Consider the following 12,803-nt stretch of genomic DNA (forward strand, 5'->3'; position numbering starts at 1 on the left):
ATAATGTTGCGCAAAAAGCATATTTTTCTTTCCAAAAATAACAACAATGTGATAAAGCGGATTTTCATTTTGTTGCAGATAAGAATCTTATCGATGATAAATAATTAATTCATTGATTTTTAAAAGATTTTTCAAAAGCCTTAAGCCATAGCTTCATTTTGAGGGCTTAATGGTGGTCTTTTATTACCGACTTTTCTTGCTGAATTGACGCTTGTTGAGTAAATAAGGCTTGCGAAAATCTTTAGTCTGCGGCAAAACCATTATAAAATTAAGAATAGTTTTAAAGTAGCAATTGTGCTATAAATTGCTGCTTAATCGATAAATCAAAAAGAGGTTACAATGCCTGCCTATCGTTCGCGTACTTCCACCCATGGCCGTAATATGGCCGGCGCTCGCGGCCTGTGGCGTGCCACAGGTATGAAAGACAATGATTTTGGCAAACCGATTATTGCGGTTGTCAATTCTTTCACGCAATTTGTGCCAGGTCACGTGCATTTGAAAGATCTTGGGCAGCTTGTGGCGCGCGAAATTGAAAAAGCTGGCGGTGTTGCCAAGGAATTCAATACTATTGCGATTGATGATGGTATTGCAATGGGGCATGACGGAATGCTCTATTCACTGCCATCACGCGAAATCATTGCCGACTCTGTTGAATATATGGTCAATGGCCATTGCGCTGATGCGATGGTTTGCATTTCCAATTGTGACAAAATTACACCGGGCATGTTAATGGCTTCACTTCGCCTTAATATTCCAACAATTTTTGTTTCTGGCGGCCCGATGGAAGCTGGCAAGGTTGTTTTAAATGGTAAAGAAATCGCTCTTGACCTTGTTGATGCGATGGTTGCTGCTGCAGATGACAAGCATACGGACGAGGAAGTAAACGCCATCGAGCGTGCTGCCTGCCCAACTTGTGGCTCATGCTCTGGTATGTTCACAGCTAATTCAATGAATTGCTTGACTGAAGCGCTTGGCCTATCCTTACCAGGTAATGGCTCAACCCTTGCTACCCACTCTGATCGCAAACGCTTGTTTGAAGAAGCAGGTCACCGCATTGTCGAACTTGCCAAGCGCTATTACGAGGGCGAGGATGAAACGGTTTTGCCACGCTCTATCGCGACATTGCCGGCCTTTGAAAACGCCATGACGCTTGATATTGCCATGGGCGGTTCAACCAATACTGTCCTTCACCTTTTGGCCTCTGCGCAAGAAGGCGAAGTTGATTTTACTATGGCTGATATTGATCGCTTATCGCGCAAAGTACCGGTTTTATGTAAAGTGGCACCTGCTGTTGCTCATGTCCATATGGAAGATGTCCATCGCGCTGGTGGTATTATGGGCATTTTGGGTGAGCTTGACCGTGCTGGCCTTATCAATAATACAACTTATACCGTTCATTCACCTACGATGCGCGATGCACTACGAAATTATGACGTAAAGCAAACCAATGATCCGGCTGTGCATGATTTTTTCCGTGCAGCACCCGGCGGCGTGCCAACCCAGACTGCCTTTAGCCAGTCGCGCCGTTATGAAAGCGTTGATCTTGATCGTGAAAAGGGCGTCATCCGCACCAAGGAACATGCTTATTCGCAAGATGGTGGCCTTGCCGTACTTTATGGTAATTTGGCGGAAGATGGTTGTATTGTTAAAACCGCTGGTGTTGATGATTCAATCTTGGTATTTAAAGGCCCCGCCCGCATTTTTGAAAGTCAAGATACAGCTGTGCTTGGTATTTTGAACAATAAGGTTAAGGCTGGCGACATTGTGCTTATTCGTTACGAAGGCCCACGCGGTGGCCCCGGTATGCAGGAAATGCTTTATCCAACCAGTTACTTAAAATCCAAGGGGCTTGGCAAAGCATGTGCCTTGATTACCGATGGTCGTTTTTCAGGTGGTTCATCAGGTCTTTCTATTGGCCATGTTTCACCAGAAGCGGCTGAAGGCGGCACAATTGGTTTGGTGGAAGAAGGCGATATCATTGAAATTGATATTCCAAACCGCAAAATCCATTTGGCTGTTGATGATGCCGTTCTTGCCCACCGCCGTGAAAAAATGCAAGAAAAAGGCTCTGAAGCTTGGAAGCCATTGGAAATACGCAAACGGAAAATTACCAAAGCTCTTAGGGCCTATGCAGCAATGACCACATCAGCTGCTAAAGGTGCTGTGCGCGAAATTTAAATAATTTTGGGCATTGGGCAATCACATATTAAAGCCTGCGCTTTTATTAAGCGTGGGCTTTTTGCTGAAATTAAGCCACAATTTGTTTTGGTTTAATTATGTTAATCACTAAATCAAGAGTCGCAACTTTTGCAAAGTTTGGTTATAAAAGCTAGGTTTGATTGACATATGGCGATTCTTATAAGCCTTGCAGTTTTAATTGATGATATTTGTGCGCGTGTTACCGCTTTTAAACGCTGCACCTTGGGTAAAATATGTTTAATAGCATAAGGCCAAAGTTATATTATTAAGATAAGTTTCTGCGCTTTTTGGCTTTTAGAATAAACAAAGTTTAGAATTATCATCATGGATTTTCTTAAAATTTAAGAATGGCATGATACATCAAAATATATAACGCATAGAACCAAAGCGGAGTTTATAAATGGCCAATGTAGTCGTTGTCGGTGCCCAATGGGGTGATGAAGGCAAGGGTAAAATTGTTGACTGGTTATCAGAGCGTGCTGATATTGTTGTGCGCTATCAAGGTGGCCACAATGCTGGGCATACGCTGGTTATTGATGGTGTAAGCTATAAGTTGTCTCTTTTGCCGTCTGGTCTTGTACGTGGCAAGTCGTCCGTTATTGGCAATGGCGTTGTGGTTGACCCACATCACTTTGTGCAGGAAGTAAAAAAATTACGCGATCAGGGCGTTGAAATTACCCCTGAAATTTTGCGCATTGCTGAAAATGCACCGCTTATCCTTTCTTTGCACCGTGACCTTGATGCCGCGCGTGAAAACGCCACTACTGGTTTGAAAATTGGCACAACCAAGCGCGGCATTGGCCCTGCTTACGAAGACAAGGTTGGTCGTCGTTCTATTCGTCTTACCGATTTGGCTGAGCCTGAAACTTTGATGGCGAAAATCGAGCGCGTTTTAACCCACCACAATGCTTTGCGTCGTGGCATGGGTGAGCCTGAAATTCAGGCGCAAGGTTTGTTTGATGAATTGATGGAAGTTGCTGGCGAAATCCTACCCTTTATGGATCGCACATGGAAATATCTTGATGAGCAACGCCGCAGTGGTGCGCGTATTCTTTTTGAAGGCGCACAAGGTGCATTGCTTGACAATGATTTTGGTACTTATCCATTTGTTACCTCGTCTAATACCATTGCCGGTCAAGCTGCAACCGGTTCAGGCATGGGGCCAGCATCAATCGATTATGTTTTGGGCATTGCAAAAGCCTATACAACCCGTGTTGGCGAAGGCCCATTTCCAACCGAGCAAATGAATGAAGTTGGTGAATTCCTTGGCACACGCGGCCATGAATTTGGTGTAGTTACTGGTCGTAAGCGCCGTTGTGGTTGGTTTGATGCGGTATTGGTACGCCAGATGATCGCGGTTTGTGGTATTACTGGTATTGCCCTTACCAAGCTTGATGTGCTTGATGGCCTTGATGAAATCAAGGTTTGCGTTGCCTATGAATTAGATGGCGAAGTGATTGATTATTTGCCAGCTTCAATGGGTGCGCAAGCGCGCGTTAAGCCAATTTATGAAACTCTTGAAGGTTGGAAAGAAAACACCGCTGGCGCTCGCAAATGGGCAGATCTTCCAGCACAGGCAATCAAATATGTTCGCCATTTGGAAGAATTGATTGGCGCACCTGTTGCATTGCTTTCAACCAGTCCGGAGCGTGAAGACACCATTTTAGTGACTGATCCATTTGAGGATTAATCACCTTAAAACGCCAGATTGAAAATGTAAGGCTGCAGCACAAATACTGCAGCCTTTTTTATTACCTAATGTTTTTCAGTTGTAAATTGATAGCAGTGTCTAGTTTATGGTTAGTTTTTAAGTGCAATCTCGGAGGATGCCTATTGAAACCATTGCAAACTTAGAAAATTGTTAGGAATAATAAATAGCTATGCGATTACCATTTATTACCTGCACATTGATATCCATGTCATAAATTGTGTTTAAACAATCTGTTTCAATAATCTCGCTGGGCGTTCCTTTGGCAATAAGCTTGCCATCACGCATAGCGACAATAGTATCTGAATAGCAAGATGCAAAATTAATATCATGAACAACAATAACAATGGTTTTGCCAAGCTCATCAGCAGCACGGCGTAATTGCTTCATCATCGAAACAGAATGGTTCATATCAAGATTGTTAAGTGGCTCGTCCAGCAGGACATAATCAGTATCTTGACAGATAACCATGGCAACAAAGGCGCGTTGACGCTGGCCGCCCGATAATTGATCGAGAAAGCGATTTTGCAAATCTTCAAGGCCAAGATAACGGATTGCGGAATCGACAAATTGCCTATCTTCCAAGGTTGGCCGGCCCTTACTATAGGGGTAGCGACCAAAAGTCACCAATTCGCGCACGGTTAAACGTGATGTTAAAACATTTTCTTGTCGCAAAATTGAAAGCCGCTTAGCAAGCTCATCACTCGGGGTTTTTAAAATATCAAGGCCCCCAACCGAAATTTCGCCTTTATCCATTGGTGTTAAACGGCTCGCCATCGTTAGCAATGTTGACTTACCCGCACCATTAGGCCCAATAATTGAGGTAATGCCTTGCGCTGGTATTGTAAGATGGACATCATCAACCACCAAGCGGTCATTATAGGTTTTCGATACACCTTTTATTTCAATCACCGCAAAGATCCCTTCAAAAGCAAACCAATAACCGTAATACCACCGATAAAATTAATAATTACTGCAAGTGGTACGCCAAGGTTAAATATATGGATCATAATAAATTGACCACCAACTAAAAAAATAATTGCTAAAAGTGCTGCAACTGGCAAAATAATAACATGGCGATAACTACCTGCTAGCTGATAGGCAAGACTGGCAACGAGTATACCAAAAAATAGCACAGGTCCGACCAATGCGGTTGAAACGGAGACAAGAATAGTAATCAATAGCAAAATAAGGGTTACATTTTTCTTATAATTAATTCCAAGATTAACAGATATTTCACGCCCTAAAGCTAATGTATCAAGACAATTGCGCTTGGCAAAAACAAAAATACTTACCACAAGGATGATGCAAAAGGCGGGTAAAAGCGCATCAGGATTAACACTGTTGAAATTGGCAAAGAAACGTTCTTGCAAACCGACAAAAGAATCTGGATCAATTTTTCTTAGTAAAAACACATTGAGGCTACGGAAAAACACGCCAAGCACAATACCCACCAATAATACAAGAAAAAGGCTTCTATTGGCGTTTACAAAAAGCCATCTAAATAAGGAAGTCGCGAAAATAATTAAAATAAGTGTTTGGATAATAAAGCCTAAAAGACCGCTAACTAAGGTAATACCCGAAATACCGAATATATAGACCACGATAGTTTGGACTAAAAGGTATAATTGATCAAAGCCCATAATTGACGGAGTTAATATTCGGTTATTGGTGACCGTCTGAAAAAGAATAGTGGATATTGCAATGGCATAGCCGACTAGAATAAGCGATGCCAAGGCCTTGCTACGCAATGACAAGGCATAAGACACACTGCCAAGCAAGTTCCATGACATGAATAATACGCTAAATAAAATGGCAATAAAAGCCAATAAAGCAATAACACAAATGGGGCGGCTAATGGATTTAAGCAAAACGGTTTCCCTTTCGCAAAAGCAAATAAAGGAAGATACCACTGCCGAATACGCCTATAATTGCGCTGATTGGAATTTCATATGGATAGCTGATTAGACGGCTTAAAATATCACAAATCAATACAGAAGATGCTCCCAAAAGCGCAACCCAAGGTACTGCGCGGCGCATATTATCCCCAATAAACAACGCAACAATATTAGGGATGATAAGTCCTAAAAAAGGAATTTGCCCAGTTATTATAACGACAAGCGCTGTATTCATAGCAACAATCATTAGCCCCATCATCATGATGTGTTTATAATTGACCCCAAGATTGGTGGTAAAATCTTGTCCAAGACCGGCAACGGTAAAGCGGTCTGCAGCGATACATGCAATCAAGACAAGCGGAACCGCAAGCCATAAAAGTTCATATTTCCCGAGCATAACACTTGAAAAATCGCCAGACAACCAAGCTTGTAAAGATTGCATTTTATCATATTTATAGGCAAAAAATGTACTGATAGAGCCAATAACACCACTAAGCATAATACCAATTAATGGTACCAATAATGCAGAACGTAAAGGTATGCGGCGTAAAATTGCCATAAAAATAAACGTTCCGCAAAGAGCAAATCCTGCCGCTACCAACGTCTTTAAAATAACAGGTAAATCAGGCGCTAATAATAAAACAGCTAAAATACCCAATGATGCTGAATCGACAGTACCAGCGGTTGATGGCTCAACAAAACGATTGCGGGAAAGAAGTTGCATTATAGTGCCAGAAATAGTCATGGCAACACCTACAAGGATAAGCGCCACAGTTCGTGGAATTCTTCCGCCTAAAAAATTAGTCCAAGCATTATGATCAAGCGCCCAAAGCTTTGATGGAGTAACGCTACCAACACCAACAAAAATACTGCAAAGGGCGAGAATGCAGACAATCAATAATCCGCCAATAAGCTTTCCCAAGAAATTATTCCCAGCATGTTGTTATAAATAAGCAGTTTTTGCCCCAGCTGCTCATTCCCAAATGATAAAGTGAAACCTAGTTTGAATGATTAGTCATATAAAACAAGTATATTTTAATCAACTTTTTAAAATTGCCTTTTTGGGTTTTATTCGTCTTTTTAACAGGGATTTTATGGCACCATGTGATAAACACAAAAAAGAAATTCGCATGCTAAACAGTTATTAAAAGAAAAGCGGGCCTTTATGGTGCCCGCTTTAAAAAACTCAAAATTGAATATTGTAATAAGATCTATCAACAAAAACGATAAAGGATAGATTTTGCCAATAACAATTTATTTTGTATCAGCAGCTTTAAAGGCTTTCATCAATTGGTCTGCTGTTTCGTGAAGACCACTTAAACCACCGCCAACGAGATACCAGTTTTGTGGATCAAGATAAACGATATGCTTTTTTTGCGCAACTTTTGATTCATTAACAATTGGATTGTCAAGCATTTGAGCGGCGGACTGACCTTCACGGCCAATAGCAGCATCACGGTCAATAACAAAAAGCCAATCAGGATTTTTTTCTAATATAAATTCGGCTGAAATTGGCTGGCCATGGCGACCAACTGGTAGATCTGCAACAGTTGGAGAAACGCCAAAGCCTGAATAAAGTAGACCAAAGCGTGAGCCAGGGCCAAATGCACTCATTTTGCCGCCGGTGGTCAAAATAAGTAGACCATTACCCTTGCCGTCTGCTTCTTTTTTTACTTCAGCAAGAGTTGCAGCAAGCTTTTCGATTTCGGCTTTAGCTTCAGCTTCCTTGCCAAAAATTTTACCTAAAATTTCAACATTGCGATCTACATCGCCAAGATAATTATCGGTTGATACAGTTGTATCAATTGTTGGCGCAATAGCTTCCAATTCTTTAAGTTTTGGCTGTGAACGACCGCCAGCAATAATTAGGTCGGGCTTGAGTGACGCGATAAGCTCATAATTTGGCTCGAAAAGTGTGCCAACTTTGGTATATTTTTCGTCGCCGAAGCTTTCAAGATATTTAGGTAGGCCAATTTCAGGCAAAGCGATAACTGTGTCGCCTGCACCAAGGCGTTGAAGATTATCAAGACTTGCAAGATCAAAAACCACGACTTTTTTAGGTTGAAGCGGCACTTCGCTTTCACCTGATGCATGAGTAATCTTAATATTTTCTGCAAATGATGGTGTGCTAAAGCCTGCCATAGCCAACATAGTGCTAAAAACAGCACCAATAAGGAATTTACGTTTCGTTACCATTTAGTCATCCTTGCTTACATTGTTAGAAAACTACATTTATAATTAGGCATCACCCTAATCACCTAAAGCAAACTTGGCTTCTTTATTAAAATCCTATTTGCTCTAAATCTTTAATATGCGGATCTTCAATTTCCTGAACTGACTTAGATCCCCAAATTTCTTGCGTATAAAACTATATACTAGAATTTACCCTTATAATTATTTCAGCGGTTTCTTGCAATTTTACTAAAGCCCTTTTACCCAGTTTAAAACGGTCTTTAATCATTATCGCGCTTAATTTTTGCAAATTTCAAACAATCACTAACCGATGGCGCAATCATTGTGCCATGACTATCATTTTCATAAAGCTGATAATTTTCTTCTATAAAAGGATATTGTTTTAATAAATCAAATACATATTTGCCATTAGGACCGCCGCGCGTTTTTGCGAGCTTTTTTGCGTCCTCAGGCGATAATTGTGATCTTTGCGCACGTTTACCGGATGCAGAAATAAGCAGATAAGTTTTTTGATCAATATTCGTATCGGCAAATAGGGGCTCCGCTTTAAAACGCTCTAATATGCCGTGTCCGCTCCACCAAATGGAAGGATCTGCAGCGCAATAAATATTATAGCGCTGGCGACCATCTAGCATTTCATGCAAGACGAATAATCCGCCTAAGGAATGACCATATAGAATTTGTTTGTTATCATTGGTACTATATTGCTTTTTTATTATTGGGCGTATGTCATCCATAATAAAGCGGCTAAATGCTGCCCGCCCACCGGTATTTGGTAGGGGTTTTCCCTCTCTATTTGGGAAATTTTCAGGCCCTGCCTTTTCCGTGAGATCATAGTAGCGCCGCGCTACTATTTCGTCTCTATTATCTAAAGGATAGCCGATAGCAACAATAATCGCTTCTGGATTATTTTTAACCGCATAATCAAATGTCATATTGCCATCAAGTAGCCAAACAACTGGCCAGCCATCTTGCGGAGCTAACAGTTTGGGAGTAGCGACAAAAATCCGATAGTTTTCAAAATCTGCGGTCTTTTTATCGGTAGTTGAGTGCTGATCATTATTTGGTGTCATTTTTATATCAAAATGACGGATATCCATATTGGATACTGGACTAGAATTGGTCATTACATTTTCACTTTGCGCGAAACATGGCTGCATGAAGAAAGCTGTCAGCAGACAAGAACCAAACAATGTTAAAATTCTACGCAATTGAGTTTAACCTATATTTTTAATTTTTACGAAAAAAGGATTTATTGCTTTTTATGTTTCGGGTAAATCAGCAAAGCATTGCAGTAAGCTTTACTAATTTACCCGCTATTTAATTTAAAAATTAGATGTCATGGAGAACCAAAGGCGCCGGCCTTCAATTACATTGTTAAATTCGTCAACACTGACACGCTTATCAAAAAGATTATAAACTGCTGCATTTAATGAAACATAGTCACTAAATTTATAGCTGCCACCAATATCAAAGGTGAAATAATCCTTATATTCACGGGCAACCACTTGGCCATCGCGAAGGACTGCTGTTCCAGCCGCACCAATACGTAAACCAGCATTGGTTTCCTTACCGTGATAATTACCGCCAGCCCAAGCATCTAAACCGTCAACTGGTGTATGCCAATCAGCGCGTATACTACCCATGTGTTCGGGTGTACGAGCAAGTGGTAAGCCTTTATAATCACCAGTTTTTTGTTCTGAATGGGTGTAGGTATAATTACCACGTAAAGAAACAGCTTCAATTGGCGACCAAGTTCCGGTTAATTCCACACCTTGCATAACCGCATCGTCAATATTAATAAATTCCCATAAGACATAATTTGGATCTGCGGACCATTCAGCAAGATTACCATTTGCATCAACAACCTGTTGGTTGCTTATCTTATCCTTGAAATCGGTATAGAAATAAGTTGCACCAAGTTGTAAGTTTTCAAGATTGTCATATAGGGCTGCAAATTCGTAAGATGTGCTCTTTTCTGGTTGCAAACCGCTTGAACCGATAATAACACCGCAACGACCGCGGCCACTTGGAGGATTTTGCCCATAAAAACAATTGCCGCCACCTGTCGTATAAGCATAACCAGGGGCAATTTGACGTATTTCAGGAGCACGGAAACCAGTTGAGATACCGCCCTTTAAAGTAATGTTGTCAGTTGCATGCCAAACTGCATAACCACGTGGGCTCCAATGCGTGCCGTAAATTTCATGGTGATCCATACGCAAACCACCGGTTATTGAAAATGAATTGGTAATCCACCATTCATCTTCACCAAATAATGCCCATTGCGTCACATCAAATTTTTCATCTTGCGCAGTTCGTAAACCTGGGTTTTGATCGGTTAAATCATTACGAATGTACTGAGCACCGGTGACAAGTGTATGGTTACCCGCAAGGCTGAATGGTGTTGTGAATTTGCCATCAATAATAGTATTGCGAATAGTTGGCGCACGCAAATTAGCAACGAAATCTCGCGTATTATTATCCCAAGTATAACTTTCACGTTTAGCCGTTTCTTGAAGTACTGAAAACTCTGCAGTTGTCCAACCAAGGCGCCCAGTATAACCAAAAGATAAATGGTCACGCGTATTTAGATTGTAGGTATCAACAGCGGCGCGATTATTATTCACCGAGCGTTCAATATTATTACCAACTGTGCTAAAACGCTTCAGCTTTGTTGTACCGGCTTCAAAGGTTAAGTCGTGATCCTTGTTGGGGGTAACCGTGACGCGGCCAGTAATATCGATTTCTTTTTTCTTTGGTGTACCAGAGACAATTGCGTCTTCCTCGCGGCCCATGCCACGCCCCCATAATTGCAAGCCGATTACATCAGGCTGCAAGGGACCTGCAGCATAATAGCTTACCTGCGCACTATTACCATATTCACTATGCTGGTTAGCTGTACCATCAACGGTAATTGTTCCCGTCCATTTTTCTGGAACTTTACGGGTAATAATATTGATAACGCCGCCCATGGCATCCGAGCCGTAAAGCGATGACATAGGTCCACGCACCACTTCGATCCGCTCAATTGCGCCAGCTGGTGGAACAAAGCTTTGCTCAAAGCCAGAATTACCATTGGTGCGAGCATCACGAGTGCTTTGTCTTTTACCATCGACGAGAATAAGCGTATAAGCACCTGGAAGACCACGGATAAAAATATCTTGTTCAGCAGCCGACCCAGTAACGGCAACACCTTGAACATTACGCAACGCATCACCTAGATCGCGGAATGATCCTTTTTCAAGCTCTTCACGCGGAATAACTGTGATGCTGGCAGGGGCATCATTAACCGTCTGCTCAAAACCAGTTGCAGTTACAACAACGGTTTGCAAATGCGTTGAAGCATTTTCATCACTTGCTTCTTCACTTGTTGTTGCTTGTGTTGTTTCGCCCTCTGTTGCCAGCGTTGCGGCAACTTGCTGTGCATTGGTATGGCGCGTGGTACGGCTTTGTGTTGGTGCGGTTTGCGCAATTGCTGAACTTGCTAATACGATTGCTGAAGTGGAAATAGTTAGAACTGACAAAATAGACGCCAATTTACGCCGACAGCTCGTTCCGCTTAACATTGCTTTCAATTCCATAACTTTCCAATACCTCTGCCAAGATAACATGATTTAATTTATCATCTTTTACAAAAGTAAAAACACTGTCGTGTCAATAGCGTTATTTTTAACCCCTCTAAACAAGGTGAAATTTTGTCAAAATTTGTTCAAAATAAAGGAAACATTACAAATAATTTAGAAAAGACATGTGCATTACTCAACCAATATAGAATTGTTCAATACACAATTTTACTGTAATATCAAAGAATTAATTTAAGTGTTTTCGAAAATAGTGTAGGATTGTTTAATTTGAAGTATAAAGCATAAATAGGGCATGATGTTGCCTTAATTTAAAAAAGAGTTCTATAGGGAGTGGGTATGAAAAAAATTGCATTTTTAGGGCTTGGTGTTATGGGCTTTCCGATGGCCGGACATTTGGCAAAAGCTGGCTATAAGGTGACTGTTTATAATCGCACCAAAGCTAAGGCCGATCATTGGGTGGATAGCTATCAAGGCGAGAGTGCCGATACACCGGCTGAGGCTGCCAAGGGACAAGATATTGTTTTTTCCTGCGTTGGCAATGATAAGGATCTTCTTGAAATTGCTCTTGGTGACAACGGAGCTTTTAAGGCAATGGGCAAAGGAGCTATTTTTGTTGATCATACCACCGCCTCTGCAGAGGTTGCGCGCAAGCTTTATGAGGAAGCGCAAAAATGTGGGCTTAACTTTATAGATGCGCCAGTTTCTGGCGGCCAAGCTGGCGCAGAAAATGGCAAGCTTACCGTGATGTGCGGTGGTGACCAAGAGATATATGAAAAAGTTGAAAAAGCTATTGATAGTTATGCGGTTTCAGTTCGGCTTATGGGGCCCGCTGGATCGGGTCAATTGTGCAAAATGGTCAACCAAATTTGCCTCGCCGGCATCGTACAAGGACTATCGGAAGGCCTACAATTTGGCGTAAATGCTGGCCTTGACATGAAGTCGGTTATTGAAGTCTTATCAAAAGGTGCTGCTGGTTCATGGCAAATGGAAAACCGTGGCAATACCATGGTGGATAACAAATTTGATTTTGGTTTTGCAGTTGATCTTATGCGCAAAGATTTGGGTATTTGCCTTAATGAAGCAAGAAATAACGGCTCAACCTTGCCAATTACCGCTTTGATTGACCAGTTTTATGCGGATATCCAACGGGCAGGCAATAATCGTTTTGATACATCAAGCCTTATTACCCGCTTGCGTGACTAGGGTCAGGATTCTAGG

General features: G+C 41.6%; 9 protein-coding genes. 3 read left to right on the plus strand and 6 right to left on the minus strand.

All coding sequences use genetic code 11. The features are described 5' to 3' along the window. Positions 1-339 precede the first annotated feature (339 nt). Both ilvD and N5852_RS04380 read left to right on the plus strand, forming a co-directional pair. Entirely contained in the window at positions 340-2,178 is a 1,839-nt protein-coding gene (gene ilvD / locus N5852_RS04375) for a dihydroxy-acid dehydratase (protein ID WP_262099201.1), read from the plus strand. Positions 2,179-2,599: 421 nt separating this feature from the next. After that, positions 2,600-3,889: an adenylosuccinate synthase gene (locus N5852_RS04380; protein ID WP_262099203.1), complete on the plus strand. Its 1,290-nt coding sequence runs from the start codon at positions 2,600-2,602 to the stop codon at positions 3,887-3,889. A 171-nt stretch (positions 3,890-4,060) separates the two neighbouring features. Here N5852_RS04380 and N5852_RS04385 read toward each other — a convergent pair whose 3' ends face one another. From N5852_RS04385 to N5852_RS04410, 6 genes are all read right to left on the minus strand, one after another. Next, the gene (locus N5852_RS04385; RefSeq protein WP_262099204.1) at positions 4,061-4,819 is read right to left on the minus strand and encodes an iron ABC transporter ATP-binding protein; all 759 of its coding nucleotides are present in this window, start codon (positions 4,817-4,819) and stop codon (positions 4,061-4,063) included. After that, a complete protein-coding gene (locus N5852_RS04390; RefSeq protein WP_262099205.1) occupies positions 4,816-5,778 on the minus strand; it encodes an iron chelate uptake ABC transporter family permease subunit in 963 nt (320 codons plus the stop codon). The genes N5852_RS04385 and N5852_RS04390 overlap by 4 nt, the downstream gene beginning before the upstream one ends. Next, positions 5,771-6,727 (minus strand): ABC transporter permease, encoded by a 957-nt coding sequence (locus N5852_RS04395; RefSeq protein ID WP_262099207.1) that lies wholly within the window; start codon positions 6,725-6,727, stop codon positions 5,771-5,773. Before N5852_RS04395 ends, N5852_RS04390 begins: the two co-directional genes overlap by 8 nt. A 332-nt stretch (positions 6,728-7,059) precedes the next feature. Further along, positions 7,060-8,001 carry a siderophore ABC transporter substrate-binding protein gene (locus N5852_RS04400; RefSeq protein WP_262099208.1) on the minus strand — a complete coding sequence of 314 codons (942 nt, stop codon included), beginning with the start codon at positions 7,999-8,001 and terminating at the stop codon, positions 7,060-7,062. 257 nt (positions 8,002-8,258) lie between these two features. Continuing rightward, positions 8,259-9,125, minus strand: a complete 867-nt coding sequence (locus N5852_RS04405; RefSeq protein ID WP_262099209.1) for an alpha/beta hydrolase — start codon at positions 9,123-9,125, stop codon at positions 8,259-8,261. Between the two features lie 198 nt (positions 9,126-9,323). Continuing rightward, complete coding sequence (locus N5852_RS04410; protein WP_262099210.1) at positions 9,324-11,582, minus strand: TonB-dependent receptor domain-containing protein; 2,259 nt, start codon at positions 11,580-11,582, stop codon at positions 9,324-9,326. 339 nt (positions 11,583-11,921) lie between these two features. Here N5852_RS04410 and N5852_RS04415 point away from each other — a divergent pair, with 339 nt between their 5' ends. Further along, complete coding sequence (locus N5852_RS04415) at positions 11,922-12,788, plus strand: NAD(P)-dependent oxidoreductase (RefSeq protein ID WP_262099211.1); 867 nt, start codon at positions 11,922-11,924, stop codon at positions 12,786-12,788. Positions 12,789-12,803 lie beyond the last annotated feature (15 nt).

This window comes from Bartonella sp. HY328 (genome assembly GCF_025449335.1).
In the GTDB taxonomy this organism is placed as follows: Bacteria; Pseudomonadota; Alphaproteobacteria; order Rhizobiales; family Rhizobiaceae; genus HY038.